Here is a 16,459-nt window from a genome sequence, read left to right on the forward strand (position 1 = left end):
CTTCTAGTTTACTGCGTTCAATTATGCTAAGATGTGAATAGCTCATGGACTGATTCTCCTGTGTGAATTTGGTGTGGTAACTTAATTCTACACGAATCAGGCCATGGGCCATTTTTATTTTTTGAGTAAGGTGTCGCACTTCATATTACAATCCGTCTTATCCAAATCCTCATGCTGAAATTACAGAAATGTTCATTAAAGAAGATGTACGAAGAAAAGGGATAGCGACATCATTGTTGGCTTTTATTGAGGCAGAACTTAAATTACGAGGTGTTTCTTCAGTGAAATTATTAACAGGTAAAAAGAATGAAGCTGCTATACAAACATATGAAAGATCAAGTTATATAAAGCAAAAGGAACAGGTTCTACAGAAGAAATTATGAGACGTTGTTCTCTAGAGAACACTTTCGAATTAAGATGTGAAAATACGAATAGACGGAGGAGTTAATCTTATGAAGATTAGATCTGTTTCACTAGGGATCATTAGAAAAGAAGAAAACATTTTAGTTGAAGTCATTAATTATCCTGGGATCAGCACAACTTTCTACCGACCAATTGGTGGAACCATTGAGTTTGGCGAAAATAGTAAACAAACATTAATAAGAGAAATTAGGGAAGAACTGAATCATGAAATTGAAGAAGCGCAATTAATCTCTGTCATAGAGAACATTTTTGGTGTTTTGGATGATATAGGACATGAAATAGATTTTATTTATGAAGTGAATTTGAAAGATAAGACCTTTTATGATCTTGATGAAATCGACGGAATCGAAGGGGATATTCATTATAAAGCTCAATGGAAACCACTAGATTTTTTCGAATCGGATTCTGACGTAAAGTTGGTTCCAGATGGACTGCTAGATTTACTCTCACAACGAGATAACAACAATGTAAGTGTAATTAAGCATGTGAAAACGAACTAAAGACTTGAGAGTAGCGAAAGATTTGGCGCGGAACAAGCTGTATATTTTTTGCAAAAGCTTGAAAGTAATTCAAAGTAATTCAAAGGACGTGGAAACGTATGATTAGGTTAGTAAAGCCTAATTTAAAGTTGAAGGAAGAATACTTATCTTTTTATGAAGAATGGAAGCGATCTGGTGAGGATATGGTTCCATGGGTCATAAGCAAAGATCCAAGTGACTTTCCAAAAATGCTGAAATCACTGTCAGATAATGAGGAAGGTGTTAGTCTACCAGAAGGTATCGTATCAGATTCAATTTTTTGGTTGGTTGACAAAAGTAATAGAGTATTAGGGGCGGTAAATATTAGGCATCAATTAACACAACATTTGTACAATGCAGGAGGGCATATTGGTTATGGTATTCGCCCGTCTGAAAGATTAAAAGGTTATGCAACCAAACTATTAGAACTATCCTTAGGTGAAGCTAAGAAAATCGGAATAAAAGAGGTATTAGTTGTCTGTGATGCTGATAATGTGGGATCGGAAAGAACCATTATTAAGAACGGTGGGAGAGCCGATGCAGATTACATAGAAGATGACGGGAATATAATTAAACGATATTGGATTGAAATTGTCTAACTCGAATAAGCCATAGACATCTGATAAGAGTGCTTTCTTAAAATACTAAAGGGTTGGGGAGGGACAACACAAGATGAAGCAATATAGATTAGAACAAGCAGATAAAAATAAGTTTGCAGTTCATCAAGTAATCTATTCTAACTCCGATATTGAGATGTGGTATGACTGGAATACTCGTTTACATGATACAAAATTTACAGACCAATGTTTTTGGATCATGTGCGGCGAGGATAGAATTGGAGGGGTGATAAAGATGAACGATACGGCAATGTATCCGTTTATCATTCCTCCCTTTTCTGATCGGCAACAACTCTGGAGCATATTATTAACATGTTGCGTGCTGTCCGACAGGTACGCTTAAGGAGCCGGTACCTCCCAGTGGATTATCTTTGTACTTATTAGATGAATCTTTTGATATAACAAGAATTAAGAATGTAATGAAAGAAGGATATAGCGGTGGAATAGACTACGAGATCTTTGGTGTTCCGAATGACGTGAAGATCATGGAGGATATATCGTATCTTATGCAAGTATACAAACATAGGAATCTTTCCGTATATGTCGTAGATGAACAAAACAATGAAATTGTTGGACTTTGTATCGCAGGTATCAGTGAAAAAATGCCCTTAGGTTTTGCAGAAATCGGGGAGTTATGTGTTGTCCCTCAGTATAGGCACAAAGGAATTGCAGAGTACATGCTCAACTACATAAAACAATCAGCTAGTGCGTATACGGAAGTAATAAAATTATGTGTTACTGTGGGAAATAATGCGGAATTACTATATAAGAAAACAGGATTCCAAGCAGGCCCACGATTTGCAAGGATGACCAAAAGAAATTGAATCGATCTTAAAATAGTATGCGAAACTACTAATCTTTTTAATAGAGAGGTGTGTAATGAAGCTATTTCATTTTAGTGAGAATCCGGATATTAAAATCTTTAACCCCCGAACAATTTACGATCAAACAGATGCAAAAGTCTGGACCATTGATAAGTATCATGCGCCACATTACTATTTTCCAAGGGACTGCCCAAGAGTCTGCGTTTGGCCTAAAGAAGATACAAAAGAACTAGATATTACTCGTTTTTTTGGAATGTCTCAGGTGAATCGGATGATTGCAATTGAAACAGATTGGTATGATCGAGTCAGAAAAGGATCTATTTATCGCTACGTTTTTGATTCAGCAGACTTTGAGTTAGAAGAAGAAAATGCGGGATATTATGTAGCAAGACGCCCAGTAACTCCAATCGAAGTAGAAAAAATGGATGACTTGGTCACAGCTATTTTGGATGAAGGGATAGAACTTAGGATCACTCCCTCTCTGATGCCTATGAAAGAACATGTACTAGAGTCTACAATCAACTTCTCCATGATCCGGATGAGAAATGCAAAACAGGAATAACCTAATATGAAGATCATCGTTACGGGCGGAGCTATTATAAGAGACAAGGAAGGACGAATATTACTTCAAAAAAGATCGGATTATGGCAATTGGGGACTTCCGGGTGGTGGGATGGATGCAGGTGAGTCTATTGAAGAGACTATGTTACGAGAAGTATTGGAAGAAACCGGTCTTGAAGTTAGACAGTACGAACTTTATTCCGTTTATAGCGGACCACGCATGAAATATAGATATCCAGACGGAAATGAAGTCGTTTTTGTCATGTTCATTTTTAATGCAAAAGTGGATTTAGAGGGGAGAATTGCTGAAGACAATAATACGCTAATATATAACGATGATAATCAAGAATCATTAACGCTCGAATTTAAATTTATCGAAGATATTAATATAGAAGATATAAGCACTGTACAAAGACCTATATTTGAAGATTTAAAGAGAGAAGTAATAAACATACTCAGAACTTAAACCTGTAAGTTTAATGGAGAGCTAAGAACGGTATACGAAAGGACTGGAGAGATTGAAGTATAAAATACTTGTTGCATCAGTCTGGTATGACACTCAGGGCAATGAAATAATAAGAATGGGTATATCTAATAATGATATCTTATGAGAAATTCACCAAGATGACAAAGCGTAAAAATTATTATCTAAGGAGCGAATTCATGAATATCAAAGTGCAATTAACCAGTAAAGAGGAATCACACATTATAAAAAACATATATCCTTTATATCTGTATGATCTATCCGAACACTATGTCAGGTACCCAAATGTTCATGGGATTTATGAAGAAAGTGATGATTTTAAAACACTAAGTGATCAATACGAAGTTCAAAATATTTGGTGGGAAAAACCAGACAGTTTGTATCCCTATTTAATTTAAGCAGATGATTGTCCGGCGGGATTTATGTTCATTTCTACTTCCCCATATTGTGCGGAGAATGTTGACTATTTTGTATATGAGTTCTTTCTATTACGTCCTTACAGAGGTCGAGGTATCGCTGAACAGGCTGCTACCAAAGTGTTTGATCAATTCAAGGGGAGATGGGAATTGTTCACCAATCCTTCTGAAAGAAACCAAACGGGGCAAAGATTTTGGCGGAAGACCGTTTCTAATTATAGTAAAGGCGATTATGTTGAGTTAAATGATGATACCTTTGACGGACAAAAACTAATATTTCGGTTTAATAATACAGAGAAGTAAGTTTTCAAATAGGATTCTCTAGAAGGAGGAACTCGAATCTTGATTGTATTTGCATACATCGCTGTTTATATAATGCCAATATTAGGTTTTTTGTTCATAGTCGCATTATTAAGAGCAATCAAAAAAATTGTGAAAAACAAGTCATATACAGCTGAAGTATTTTGGAGTGGGCTTCTATTTGGACTTATTGTTTGGTGTATTGCTATAGTTGCTATATTTAATGAATGGTGATGACGACTCGAGCTCGGACACTCATCTTCACCACAATGAATCTACTATTCATATAGAAGGAGTTGTTAAAGTGGATCAGAAAGCAGCGGGTATTGCAGCCAACGAAACACCAGAAGGAACACAGATTATATATGGGGAGTTTGCTGGGGGAGAATCCTATTATTCTTGCAGCTATCGCCCTGATGTAGTTTATGCCAAATACGGCGATGTGGAACGAAGATTGCAGATCATAACGCCCTCCCGAAGCGGATACAAGTTTCCTCTTATCGTATATGTACAAGGATCCGCATGGAGAAAACAGGATATATACTCTTCCATTCCTAATCTTGTTCAGATGGCGGCTAAGGGATATGTGATTGCCAGTGTAGAAATACGGGACACGGATGTTGCGCGTTTTCCAGCTGCTGTTGAGGATGTGAAGTGCGCGATTCGGTATATGCGCAAGAATGCAGAGGAGTATGGAATAGATCCGGAAAGCGTAGCGGTATGGGGCGATTCGTCAGGTGGACATCTCTCCTTAATGACGGGTCTAACGGTGGGCGAGTATGATAACGGCCTTTACAGTGAGGAGTCAGACGAAGTTAGTGCGGTCATCGATTATTATGGGGTTACGGACCTGCTGACCTTAGGGAAGTACAATAATATTCTTGACCATGATGCGGCTGATTCTCCTGAAGGCTTGTTCATTGGTGGAAAGGTACAGGAACATACAGAATTGGCGAAGAAGGCAAGTCCTCTTCATCAAGATCTAGATAAGGCGCTTCCACCGATTCTTATCGTGCATGGAGACAGTGACCATGTTGTACATATAAACCAGAGTATAGAGATGTACAAAGCTTTAAAAGCGCATGGACAGAGAGCATTCTTCTATAAAGTAGTAGGCGCAGATCATGGACCAGGCTTTTGGAATTCACAAGTGCTTGACGTCACGGCGAAGTTCTTGTCTACTCACTTACATCGATCTAGATGAAGAGGGAACGTATGAATTAGAAGAGGTGCTCACTGTACATGTTGAAATAAGACATCATATCATGTCCGTAATTTCTCATTGCCTAATGCTTATCCCTTTTTCTTTTACAAACTGTTCTAGAATTTTATAATCTTCTGTAACTCTTTTAAAGGGTAAAGTTTCTAGTACCTTCTCCCTGTAATCCTTTTTGGCTGCAATGGAAAGACGGGAATCGAGTATGCTGAGTACACCAAGGTCAGTCTCACTGCGAATCAGACGTCCAGTTCCTTGTCTTAACCGGAGCAGCATGTCCGGTACAAACACTTCTTTCAAGGGATTCTCTACCAGAGAGGCCTTGTATTCATAGACAGGATCCGAAGGAACAGGGAAAGGCAGACGGAAGATAATTAACTGCGACAAATCGGAACCTTCAATATTTACGCCTTCCCAGAACACACCGGTACTTAGAAGGACGCCTTTACTGCCTCGGAATTCAGCAATCACTCCGTCCTGAGACGAGCCTTCTCTTTGAACATGTAACGTCCATGCAAGCTTCTCAGCATTTAACTTCTTATGAACGTACTTCATATCCTCCTTAGCTGAAAAAAGGACCAGTGTTCGTCCGTCCGTTAAATTACAAAGCCTTATCAGTTCCTTGTATGCCGCTTCAAGATAATGTTCCCGGTTCTTATGGTTATAGTAGGGGACATCTTTGGCAATATACATCATGGTATGGTAGTCATAATTAAACGGTGAAGCTTGGCGCTCCATATAATCTCCCCTGTATCCAAGGGACTGTGTAAGATATGAGTATTGTTCCTCCAGTGTTTCACCACTCTGGCAAAGCGTTGCTGACGTTAAAATAACCGAAGTCTTGCCGTTAAATAAGGAGTATTTTAAAAACTCGCTAATGCCTTTTGGACAGATACTTACGGTGGCATCACGCTGAGTTTTACTTGCCCAGATGAGATAGTTGTCCTCCACACCAGCGAGCACCTCAAGGAGATCGATAAGTCCGTTCATGGCTTCAAAAATATGATCGATTTCCCGCTCATGCCGGGAAGTTAAGACAGAAAGGCTGAGATTAAACTCTTTCAGGATCTGCACTCCATGTTTTAAGGGAATGCCTGTGATCTCTGACACCTTGATCCGGTCATTGTCCTGCTTGGCTGTCTGCAGCAGGTCTGTCTCTACTTGTTTGAAAATATGACTGACACACTTTTTTAACCACTTAAATTGCGTAAAAAGACTCTTATCTGCAGATTGCTTGTAGAGAAGCTGTAGAGCGTCATCCAAAATACGGCATGTCCCCCGGAATGTGAACTCGAGCGTTCTTGCATCTCTAACCTTTGCTTCTAGATTATGAGCTTCATCAATAACGATCAGAGCCGGACGTTCAGTGATTAATCCCTTTGATCCTTCTTTTTTCTTAATTAAATCACGAATGAGCAGGTCCTGATTTACGATAATAAAATCCATGGCGTTGGTGCTGGCATTAATTTTAGCTCGCATCTCGTAAAATGAACATGTGCTTTTATACTGGCAACGTTCAAATGTACAATCATTCACACAGACACTGGACCATAGTGTGTCACTAACTCCACCCTTAATATCTGCTCTTTCATCAATATCATAATTCACAATACGCTGAGCAAGCGTAGACAGAGGGGAGTTTGAATCACCCGACTTACCTGACTTAATCAGGTCTGTTGCTCTATATCGGCAAGCATACTGTCCCATGCCTTTTCCAACCACAGAGCGAACGGAAGTAAATCCGAGCCGGCTTCCGATGAATCTTAAATCTTTATGGATCTGTTCTGAGAGCTGTATGGAGGAGGTTGCAATAATGATCGGTTGCTGTGAGATAAGATTAATGAGCAGACTAGGAATAAGATAAGCGAAGGACTTACCAATGCCGACTCCAGCTTCAATCATCGCATTACGACTATGTATATAAGCATCAGCGATATCCAGAGACATATCTTGCTGACCAATCCGCTCATTAAGGCCTAGCCTTGGGAATTTATCATACATTCGGAAGATGGCGTTGACTAAAGGGGTTTCGATATCCTTTTTTGTTCCCTGCTTCTGTAATTTATAGAGATCACTTAACCCGCTAATCACGATCGCCCCTTTTCAAAATCAATTATCTAAATGCTACAATTTTTGGTGTGGTTGTAATTATCTTTGATGCTATCGTAACCGTCAAGTGTCACAGTATATAATATGACGCATTACTAGTTTCTTTTTCGGCCCTTGCTAATCAGTCTATTTATGGTTCGCTCTATCTTTCAGGACTGAGGTAAAGTAAATCTTCGGTTCTGGAATTTTGTATAAAATAGATTATAATCATATATTTTTACCTGAATTTAACAAATCTTCATGGTTTAATGATATAACAGTATGAAACAGGGGAAACGGAATCGTTCTCTGAAAGGTTGTGATTTCATGTTGAATTATACGAATACCACCAAAGAACTCTTTGAAAGCAGTATCGATACAGCAATTATCTCGATCGGCGCTACCGAACAGTTTGGTCCTTATTTGCCTATGCATTTGGATAATTTAATAGCTGAAAGATATGCTGAAGTATATGGCAGAGCGTTAGATGCATATGTACTCCCTACTCTACCTTTTAATACTTCTGAGGAACATGCGAACTATAAAGGAACGGTAACCATTAGTCCGAACTTAATAACAACCATGATCGAAGAAATTATGACTGGGTTAATGAGACAAGGATTCAAGAAGTTTGTTATATGCTCAGGTCATGGCGGTTCTTATTGGGAAGGGGCATTCATTAAGTTCATTAATTATAAATATCCTGAAATAATAGTCATTCATCCTCATCATCATCATGATGCATGGTCAGTTGCCATTCAAGCAGCTGAATTAGAAGGATTAGATGAAATGCACGGTGGTTTATTGTCGGTATGTACTGCCATGTGGTTGTGCCCCGATAAGGTCAAATTAGAATCGATGGGATCGAATATACCTAGTGAAAATAAACAATACGCTGATTTTATGGGCTGGGATAAGTTAACCTCAGACGGGTGTTGGGGTAATTTTGATCCAGAATTATATACTCCGGAAGAGTTAGCTCTTAAGGGAAAGATATTTTGGAGTACCTTTATGGAGAGAAAAGCCGAAGGGCTTAAAGAACTTTTAGAAGATGCGTATAACAGAAAGACTCAAGGTGGAAAAAACCTGTAGGAGTCAGAACTTAGGAGAAGACGATATGAACCAATTAATTAATGAAGCTGTTATAAAACTAGCAGAAAACATTCAATTACCTGAAAGGGTATTTCATATTGATGATTTACCTTGGGTTCCTTTTGATGAAGGAGATGAAGAGGAGATTAACTGTTATTTTAAACCTCTAAGATTTGACCTTTCTACGGGTACTTGGACGTACCTTTTTAAGATAAAAAGCAATAAAGTGCTGACCCCTCATCGTCATACGGGTGGTTCAGTTATTGGTTACAACATACAGGGACAATGGAGATACGAAGGGCGTAACTGGACCGCGAAACCAGGAACTTTTATTTTTGAGCCTCCAGGAGATATACACACGCTGATTACTGAAGATGAAGAGGTCATTACATTATTTATCTTAGGTGGTTCACTCCAATATTTCGACGCAAATAATAGAGTTATTGGTCAGGATGATATCTATACCGTATTAAAGAAGTATAAGGACTATTGCAATAAAAAAGGAATTGAAATAGTAGATGATCTTATTTATTGAGTTGTACTCCGAAGGCTTAGACATCGTATAACAATATAATTTCAATGTGGACTAACTCTGGTGTTTACCTTTCAAGCATTAAAGGTGGTGTTTCTTTTGCGGTTATTTTATAAAGAGTCAGGTGATTTAGAAAATCCTCTCATTGTTTTTTTACATGGGGGAGGAGTCAGCGGTTGGATGTGGGAGAAGCAATTGGAATACTTTCATGATTATCATTGTTTAGTTCCGGACTTACCTGGGCATGGTCTCAGTTCAAGAATGGACTTTTCTATCCATAGCAGTGCGGAGGAAATAGGGAGTTTAATTCAAGCAAAAGCGCAAGGTAAACAAGTGATTCTGGTTGGATTTTCTCTAGGTGCGCAGATTGCTATTAAAATACTCAGTTTGTACCCGGATCTCGTAGATTACGCAATAATCAATAGTGCGCTTGTTAGGCCTATTCCATTAGCTAATAAAGTTATTAATCCTACGGTCCGTTTAACTTATAGGTTAACTAAAAATCGTGCCTTTTCGAAGATTCAAGCAAAACAGTTATATATCGGAGATCAAATGTTTGAGAAGTATTATAAAGAAACAACGGATATGGAGCGGAACACGCTTATCAAAATTCTTGAAGAAAACATGTCTTTTCGTATACCGAAAGATTTCAGTAGGTCTAAAGCAAAGATTTTAATTACGGTTGGGAATCACGAAAAACAAATAATGAAAAAATCTGTATCAGACTTAGTAGACAAAAATATGAATTGTAAAGGGGTGATCATACCGAGTGTTGGTCATGGAGTATCCCTTGCTTTACCTGATTTATTTAATAAGATGATTGAAGCTTGGATTCATGACAGAGAATTACCGAGTGGTCTGATCCCTGTTATAAAGTAATGGAATAAACGAGTTGATGATGAAGAAATTGAGAAGGAATTAGAACAATATGTAGAACCGAGAGACAATAATAAATAATGGAGATGAATGAATGCGGAACCGTGGTGTCCTATTCCTTATATTTCTTATTATTTTGGTTGGATGTAAATCAAATAACGAGACTGTGGTAGGACCAAGTCCAACATTTTACTCAAATCAGTTAGCTATGATTGGCGTGGAGGAGAAACTAGGAATACTTGGTCCTGATTTCGTTGTAAATACAGTTAACAAGTATATGTGGCATTTCTGGGATACTAATGAAGAACTTCAACTAAAATCTTTTAGAGTGGAAGCTATAAATGTTAAGACTCAGCAAAAAGTAAAAGCTTTGGTGAAAGATGCCAGTACCCCTCAAGAAACATTAGTTTGGGAATATGATTCTATTGGTGGTTCTAATAATGGAGCTGATGCACATACACCTTCCATTCTCATGCTCCCTTCAAGTGGACTTTGGCAATTGGATGTCTATCTTGGAGGAGAATATTTTGAAACTATTATTGTAAATGTTAAGGATCAGTCATAATGGAAGGAGTCGTAATGAACAATAACCAATTATCGATACCAAGTACCTTAGTGAATTTATCAGAATTAATTAAAATAACGAGAATCAATAAAGGAAGACATTATCAATCACTGTACATTTTAGAATTCAGTAATTCTGTAAAGTGCGTACTGAAAGTAAAGAACGTTGCTGAGTCTGGTAGTTTATTGCGTGAAGCAGAAAGACTAGAATGGGCACATAAAACCATTCCAACTCCTAAGGTAATCGGTTACCAGGTGGAGAATGGCAAGGAATATTTAGTTATGACTTATATAGCGGGATGTACCGCGGAAGATTATCAGCAAAAAGAAGGACAAAAAAGTCTAGGCTACCTTTTGGGAGAAGGCTTAAGAACAGTACATAATGTTCCCATTAACCATTGTGAGTTTACTGATTTATTACCAGATAAATTAATCGATATGGTGAAAATGAATATGAATGAAAGAGAGAGCGAAGCCAGAGTTGCTGTTAACAACGTATTTCCCAATCATACAATGGAGCAACTAATTGACTTTTTAGAGAAGAATAAAGCACCTGCAGATGAATTAGTTTTTACTCATGGTGATTATGGCTCTGGGAATGTGATGATCAATGATGGCCGCATTGAAGCATTTATAGATTTGGGGGATTCAGGTATATCAGATCCCTATTATGATATTTATTACTTGTTTAAAAGTCTTACTTATTATACGGATAGGAAAGAAGAATTTGGCAAGTTCTTGAAAGGATATGGGATATCTGAGTTGAATGAGAGCAGAATGAAATTTCATCTTATTATCGACACTTTATTATTGTAATTCTGTCGCAGGCGTCCTATAACCAATTACAAGGGAGAGGGTTGCTATATTTCTAGTTTATTGGCGATATTTTCTCTATGTCATCGATCATAAGTTAAATGTATTCATTGAATGCTGGAAAGAAGGATTATATATCGAGGGCATCGTACATGATATGTCTAAATTTTCACCTAAAGAGTTTGCTCCTTATGCACGTAAATTCTATTCAAATCAAAAAAATGAGAATATAGAATTAGCGTGGAGATATGCATGGCTGCATCATCAAAACCATAATAAACACCACTGGGAGTACTGGGTCGTAAATAAACAAACAAAAGAAGCTTTACCCATGCCAAAGAAATATATGATTGAAATGGTTTGTGATTGGAGGTCGTTCTCTAGAAAATGGGGACGAAAGGTTAAAGACTCAAATTTGGTAGAAAGAATGGTAAACTCTAACAACATCATATTACATCCAGATACTAGGGAAGAACTCGAAAGATTCATAAGGAAAAAATAACATCAAACAAAGTGCTGTATGTAACCGTTTAAAATATAAAAAGGAGTGTTTTATGAAACGAATATGTTTCATCTTATTTAGTGTGATCTTACTAGCCGGATGTTCAAAATCGAAAACAGAAACATTAATTGATGAAGTTAAGCAATTAGATAATGAGAACTCTGTTGTAGATGTACTGGTAAGCAATCTGGATCCTTTAGGGAACAATGCTGAGTTACAATTTTCAGTTCGTAATGATAAAAATGGTTTAGAGGGTGATTTAATATTTGAGATAATCGACGAGATATTTGATCTTGAAGAAGTTACTACTACAAAACCAGAAATACCTGAGTATAACACCGGTTTAACTTTCTCGGCACAAAGAAAAGAAGACTTGAAGCTTTACGAGATCCAAATGATGGTCGATTCTGAATTAAAATATGTAAAGTTGTTCAATGTTCAGTCTGAGAATGCAAAGGTAGATTACAACAAATTTTATTATTTAACTGATACGCTCAAAGCGAATATTCAAGAGATTATAAATTTTGAAAAATAACATATAGATCCTGTTCAAAAGGAAGGTCAGCAGATGAAAGTCGTCATTATGAAAGCTGCTCTAAGCGATAGAACATTGATAGAGAATTTATTGCAGTTATATGTCTATGATTTTACGGAATATACGGATGCTTCGATTGATGAAAATGGCGTATATCAAATTATGCCGGATTTTGAATCATACTAGTCGGATGAAAGTAGTCAACAAGCGTATGTTATTAAAGCAAATGGTGAAATCGCAGGGTTTATGATGACGAAGGAAAAAGATGAGACTCAGAGCTGCCATGTTCTGTCTCATTTTTTTATACTTCGCAAGTTTCGAAGAATGGGAGTAGGCAGAAAAGCAGCTATATCCTTATTCAAAGGATCTAAAGGAGTATGGGAGTTATGTCAGCTGGAAGGTAATATTCCCGCGCAGAAGTTCTGGGATCAGATCATAGACGAAGTATCTTACGGAGAAGTACAGGTAAAAACAGAAAACGGAAGAAGATATCAAAATTTTATTTGTAAGTAGAGCGTGTTGATGATTGAAAGATTAAACCGACTTAGGAGGCTAATATATTGCTGGGTTACAATGTTCTCATGGTTTATAGTAATGATTTACATAAAGTTCTTATGTGCAGACGCTTGAGAGAACCTTATAAAGGGCTCAGTAATTTTGTTGGCGGCAAGATTGAATCTGGAGAAAGCGGTATGGAAGCGGCATATAGAGAGTTATTAGAAGAGACAGGGATACCTCAGGAAGCTATTGTATTACATCATTTGATGGATTATAAGTACTATTTACAGGATTGTTATGTGGAGGTTTATGTTGGTCAATTAAAGTACCATGTAGAAATCTTTGGTGACGAGAATGATCTATATTGGTCCGGTTTAGATGAAGATTTTTTTGATATGTCATTATTCGCAGGTGAAGGAAATATAGGACATATGATTGAACAGGTGAAAATGTATGAAGATAAAATATTCAATGTACATACTGATAAATTGCATATGTAAGAAAAGAGCTAATTAAAATATAACAAGAAATAACCAAACACAAAGGGAGTTATAAAAGATGCCAATTTGTATTAATCAAAAAGGTGATATTTTTGAAGAGATTATTGATCTGCCCGAAGATAGAATTGATCAATTGACATTAAATCACCCGATAACTCATGCATTAGTAGTAGCAAGAAATAAAGATGGTTTTTTACTACTATTTAATCACTGGAAACAAAACTGGGAACTCCCGGGCGGGATTCGTGAAGCAGGAGAAAGTCTTAGAGCTTGTGCATTACGAGAGATGCTGGAGGAAACGAATCAAATACCAGGGAGAATAGATTTCAGAGGGTTAATGAAATTCAAATTAAAGAATGGAAAAACAGAATACGGCGGTCTTTTTAGTGCAGATATTGATAACGAAAGACCATTTTTAGATAACGAAGAAGCGGAGAAGATGATCTACTGGGATTTACATACGGACATAGGATACATAGATGAAATTGACAAGGAACTATTGAAATACTACTAGGCCGAATATTGAGTTTGATACTAAATAACGCTTTGTAGACTCAGTGAGGAAAAGGTGGATGATATGAAAAATAACAAAATCATACTTTGTTGTTTGTTTTTATTGATCCTGGTTTCGGGTTGCAGTTCTAAGGTGTCTCCAAACTCACAAGAGAGTTCAGCTGACTGGGCATTTCCTTTTGTTGTATGGAATGAAGACATATATCAAATTCAGATTGAAGAAGTGAATAAAAGTGAGATTGAGGATGAGATTGGTGAAGTGAAACAATACTCCGATTTTGAGGGCATCTACTCTAATGGATTTTCAAATGAATATCTCGTAGGAACGAAACTATATAAAATAAAAGGAATAGATACAGCAGAGAATATTGCAATTGAATCAGAGCAAGGACAGTACATAAACGCTAAAAACAACGGCAAATACAAGGGTAAATGAACCTGATCACGAATCGAAGAGAGTGAACGATATGAGGGATTGTTATGAACTGCATCATGTTAATATTGAAGAATCTACGATTGGCAACTTACAAGTTGCCATTGAGAAGGGGGAAGTTAGTTCTAGAGACCTTGTTATGTATTACTTGCACCGTATTGCAGCCTATGACCAAGACGGACCAAACATAAATTCTGTTATGGAAATAAATCCTGACGCCATTTTTATTGCGGAGGCATTAGATTATGAAAGAAAAACCGTGGGGGTTAGAGGACCATTACACGGAATTCCAGTTCTGCTTAAGGATAATATAGAAACAAACGATAAAATGCGTACAAGTGCTGGGGCAATTGCTTTGGAGAATCATATCAGTTCAAGAGATTCTTTTCTTGTACAGAAGTTAAGAGAAGCGGGCGCTGTTATTCTAGGAAAGACGAACATGACAGAATGGGCTAATGGGATGTCTACGGAGATGTGGGCGGGATACAGTTCAAGAGGAGGACAAGTCTTAAACCCCTATGGTGACTTTTTTGCGGGAGGTTCAAGCACAGGTTCTGCTGCTGCGGTAGCAGCGAATTTCACTACAGTTTCAATAGGGACCGAAACTTCTGCATCCATATTAAGTCCGGCTATTCAGAATTCGATCGTGGGTATAAAGCCGACAGTTGGACTGATCAGCCGCTCGGGGATCATCCCTTTTTCTTATTCACAAGATACCGCGGGTCCTATGGCGAGAACGGTTACGGATGCAGCCATCTTACTGGGTGCACTCGCAGGGAAAGATGAGAATGACTCCGCAACCTGGAAAAATCCAAATTCGAATCTAGACTATACAACGTTTTTAGATGGTGATGGATTAAAGAATGCAACCATCGGAATCTTTAGAAATGCAACTATAGATCGGTATCGTGATACAGATGAATATGATGCGGAATTGTTTGAAGATGCGGTAATAAAGTTACAACAAGCGGGCGCCAATATTGTAGAAGATATAGAAATCCCATCGTTTCATAGAGAGTGGGGATGGAACAAGATAAATTACGAGTTTAAGCATAGTGTTGAAAATTACCTGCAGAGTCTTCCACCTCATATTCCGGTCCATTCTCTTCGTGAACTGATTGATTGGAACGAACAGAACGCTGAAAGGGCACTCAAGTATGGACAAAATCTTTTAGAGCATAAAGAACAATTAGACAATCCACTCAAGAATTCAAAATACATAGTAGAAGTGATATCTGATTTATACCAATCACAAAATAACGGTATTGATTACGCAGTAAATAAGTATGGTCTAGATGCAATCCTTTTTCCATCTTATGTAGGTGCAGATATCAGCGCTAGAGCAGGCTATCCTTCGATCGCAGTTCCTGCAGGTTATAAAGATAGCGGAAGACCATTTGGAATTACATTTGCAGGAACCGCTTTTAGCGAACCAACTCTGATACGTATCGCATTTGCATTTGAGCAATTTACTGCATGTAGAAAAAAACCGAACCTGTAGGCTCTATCCCGAATCTCCATCTTCATAAAAAGGAGGAAGTCTATGATAAAGCGTATATTATCAATCATACTAATCATATCATTGGTACTAATTCAGCTAACAACATTTTATTCTTCAAAAGCTTATGCTTGTAGTTGTGCCTTTCTTGAGACAAAGGAGAAATTAGAACTCTATTCTGTAGTTTTTGAAGGAACAGTCATTGAAATTGGTGAAACGAAAAGTTTATCCCCGTATAGTCAGGTGCGTGAATATACTTTTGCGGTGGAGAGAGCATGGAAGGGTGTTAAGGATAAAGAGGTTATCATCACCAGTCTAGATGGAGGTTCAAATTCATGTGGTTATCAGTTCAGTAAAGATCGAACCTATCTTGTGTACGCGAGTCTGGATAAAGATGATACGCTGCTTACGAGTCTTTGCAGTAACAACCTTCTAAGTTCGGAAGCAGGAGAAGATCTAAAGCAATTAGGAACCGGACAGCTTATAAATAGTAACAATGAAGAAGGTATTCCATCTTCAGGCATCCTATATAGTATTTTCTCTCTCATTTTAATATCAATCATCGTAGCGGTATGGAGGATTAGAACAAGAACAAGGAAATGAGGTTATCTGTTACCGCTAGAAGGAACCGTTCCATCTCCAGCGAATTACAGATT

Annotated in this window: 24 protein-coding genes and 2 pseudogenes; 25 read left to right on the forward strand and 1 reads right to left on the reverse strand. The window is 37.6% G+C overall.

Annotated elements, in window-relative coordinates:
* Positions 1–167: 167 nt before the first annotated feature.
* The 11 genes and pseudogenes from KJS58_RS15195 to KJS58_RS15240 form a co-directional block, all read left to right on the forward strand.
* Positions 168–383 (forward strand): annotated as a pseudogene (locus tag KJS58_RS15195) (GNAT family N-acetyltransferase); the annotation flags it as partial.
* A gap of 69 nt (positions 384–452) precedes the next feature.
* Positions 453–923, forward strand: a complete 471-nt coding sequence (locus KJS58_RS15200; protein WP_213533583.1) for an NUDIX hydrolase — start codon at positions 453–455, stop codon at positions 921–923.
* A gap of 98 nt (positions 924–1,021) precedes the next feature.
* Positions 1,022–1,540, forward strand: a complete 519-nt coding sequence (locus tag KJS58_RS15205; protein WP_213533584.1) for a GNAT family N-acetyltransferase — start codon at positions 1,022–1,024, stop codon at positions 1,538–1,540.
* Positions 1,541–1,613: 73 nt separating this feature from the next.
* A complete protein-coding gene (locus KJS58_RS15210; protein ID WP_213533585.1) occupies positions 1,614–1,901 on the forward strand; it encodes a hypothetical protein in 288 nt (95 codons plus the stop codon).
* 76 nt (positions 1,902–1,977) lie between these two features.
* Positions 1,978–2,382, forward strand: coding sequence for a GNAT family N-acetyltransferase (locus tag KJS58_RS15215; RefSeq protein WP_213533587.1), 405 nt, complete (start codon positions 1,978–1,980; stop codon positions 2,380–2,382).
* Between the two features lie 55 nt (positions 2,383–2,437).
* Positions 2,438–2,944 (forward strand): DUF6886 family protein, encoded by a 507-nt coding sequence (locus tag KJS58_RS15220; RefSeq protein WP_213533589.1) that lies wholly within the window; start codon positions 2,438–2,440, stop codon positions 2,942–2,944.
* A gap of 6 nt (positions 2,945–2,950) precedes the next feature.
* Positions 2,951–3,409 (forward strand): NUDIX domain-containing protein, encoded by a 459-nt coding sequence (locus KJS58_RS15225; RefSeq protein WP_213533591.1) that lies wholly within the window; start codon positions 2,951–2,953, stop codon positions 3,407–3,409.
* A 197-nt stretch (positions 3,410–3,606) separates the two neighbouring features.
* Positions 3,607–3,825 (forward strand): hypothetical protein, encoded by a 219-nt coding sequence (locus tag KJS58_RS25500; RefSeq protein WP_249717382.1) that lies wholly within the window; start codon positions 3,607–3,609, stop codon positions 3,823–3,825.
* A gap of 24 nt (positions 3,826–3,849) precedes the next feature.
* On the forward strand, positions 3,850–4,146 hold the full coding sequence (locus KJS58_RS25505) for a hypothetical protein (protein ID WP_249717385.1): 297 nt from the start codon (positions 3,850–3,852) through the stop codon (positions 4,144–4,146).
* Between the two features lie 39 nt (positions 4,147–4,185).
* Positions 4,186–4,377: a hypothetical protein gene (locus KJS58_RS15235; protein ID WP_213533593.1), complete on the forward strand. Its 192-nt coding sequence runs from the start codon at positions 4,186–4,188 to the stop codon at positions 4,375–4,377.
* A 70-nt stretch (positions 4,378–4,447) separates the two neighbouring features.
* Entirely contained in the window at positions 4,448–5,347 is a 900-nt protein-coding gene (locus KJS58_RS15240) for an alpha/beta hydrolase (RefSeq protein WP_213533595.1), read from the forward strand.
* Between the two features lie 75 nt (positions 5,348–5,422).
* On the opposite strand, the gene KJS58_RS15245 is transcribed toward KJS58_RS15240, so the two are convergent.
* Positions 5,423–7,450, reverse strand: a complete 2,028-nt coding sequence (locus tag KJS58_RS15245) for an ATP-dependent DNA helicase (protein ID WP_249717388.1) — start codon at positions 7,448–7,450, stop codon at positions 5,423–5,425.
* 324 nt (positions 7,451–7,774) lie between these two features.
* Here KJS58_RS15245 and KJS58_RS15250 point away from each other — a divergent pair, with 324 nt between their 5' ends.
* The 14 genes and pseudogenes from KJS58_RS15250 to KJS58_RS15315 all read left to right on the forward strand — a co-directional run bounded on the left by KJS58_RS15250 (position 7,775) and on the right by KJS58_RS15315 (position 16,406).
* Positions 7,775–8,539 carry a creatininase family protein gene (locus tag KJS58_RS15250; RefSeq protein WP_213533597.1) on the forward strand — a complete coding sequence of 255 codons (765 nt, stop codon included), beginning with the start codon at positions 7,775–7,777 and terminating at the stop codon, positions 8,537–8,539.
* A gap of 25 nt (positions 8,540–8,564) precedes the next feature.
* Entirely contained in the window at positions 8,565–9,074 is a 510-nt protein-coding gene (locus tag KJS58_RS15255; protein WP_213533599.1) for a 2,4'-dihydroxyacetophenone dioxygenase family protein, read from the forward strand.
* 60 nt (positions 9,075–9,134) lie between these two features.
* A complete protein-coding gene (locus KJS58_RS15260) occupies positions 9,135–9,950 on the forward strand; it encodes an alpha/beta fold hydrolase (protein ID WP_374705820.1) in 816 nt (271 codons plus the stop codon).
* 91 nt (positions 9,951–10,041) lie between these two features.
* Positions 10,042–10,512 carry a DUF4871 domain-containing protein gene (locus tag KJS58_RS15265; protein WP_213533600.1) on the forward strand — a complete coding sequence of 157 codons (471 nt, stop codon included), beginning with the start codon at positions 10,042–10,044 and terminating at the stop codon, positions 10,510–10,512.
* A 14-nt stretch (positions 10,513–10,526) separates the two neighbouring features.
* Positions 10,527–11,327 (forward strand): phosphotransferase, encoded by an 801-nt coding sequence (locus KJS58_RS15270; RefSeq protein WP_213533602.1) that lies wholly within the window; start codon positions 10,527–10,529, stop codon positions 11,325–11,327.
* A gap of 46 nt (positions 11,328–11,373) precedes the next feature.
* Positions 11,374–11,826: a DUF5662 family protein gene (locus tag KJS58_RS15275; protein ID WP_213533887.1), complete on the forward strand. Its 453-nt coding sequence runs from the start codon at positions 11,374–11,376 to the stop codon at positions 11,824–11,826.
* 82 nt (positions 11,827–11,908) lie between these two features.
* Entirely contained in the window at positions 11,909–12,361 is a 453-nt protein-coding gene (locus KJS58_RS15280; protein ID WP_213533604.1) for a hypothetical protein, read from the forward strand.
* 33 nt (positions 12,362–12,394) lie between these two features.
* Positions 12,395–12,547, forward strand: coding sequence for a hypothetical protein (locus KJS58_RS15285; protein WP_213533606.1), 153 nt, complete (start codon positions 12,395–12,397; stop codon positions 12,545–12,547).
* Positions 12,548–12,574: 27 nt separating this feature from the next.
* Positions 12,575–12,874: pseudogene (locus tag KJS58_RS15290) on the forward strand (GNAT family N-acetyltransferase); the annotation flags it as partial.
* A gap of 47 nt (positions 12,875–12,921) precedes the next feature.
* Positions 12,922–13,359: an NUDIX hydrolase gene (locus KJS58_RS15295; RefSeq protein WP_213533607.1), complete on the forward strand. Its 438-nt coding sequence runs from the start codon at positions 12,922–12,924 to the stop codon at positions 13,357–13,359.
* A 58-nt stretch (positions 13,360–13,417) separates the two neighbouring features.
* Positions 13,418–13,873, forward strand: a complete 456-nt coding sequence (locus tag KJS58_RS15300) for an NUDIX domain-containing protein (RefSeq protein ID WP_213533609.1) — start codon at positions 13,418–13,420, stop codon at positions 13,871–13,873.
* 93 nt (positions 13,874–13,966) lie between these two features.
* The gene (locus KJS58_RS15305; RefSeq protein WP_249717393.1) at positions 13,967–14,308 is read left to right on the forward strand and encodes a hypothetical protein; all 342 of its coding nucleotides are present in this window, start codon (positions 13,967–13,969) and stop codon (positions 14,306–14,308) included.
* 31 nt (positions 14,309–14,339) lie between these two features.
* Complete coding sequence (locus tag KJS58_RS15310; protein WP_213533613.1) at positions 14,340–15,806, forward strand: amidase family protein; 1,467 nt, start codon at positions 14,340–14,342, stop codon at positions 15,804–15,806.
* Positions 15,807–15,848: 42 nt separating this feature from the next.
* On the forward strand, positions 15,849–16,406 hold the full coding sequence (locus KJS58_RS15315; RefSeq protein WP_213533615.1) for a hypothetical protein: 558 nt from the start codon (positions 15,849–15,851) through the stop codon (positions 16,404–16,406).
* The last annotated feature ends 53 nt before the right edge of the window (positions 16,407–16,459 follow it).

Source organism: Paenibacillus sp. J45TS6 (genome assembly GCF_018403285.1).
In the GTDB taxonomy this organism is placed as follows: Bacteria; Bacillota; Bacilli; order Paenibacillales; family Paenibacillaceae; genus Paenibacillus.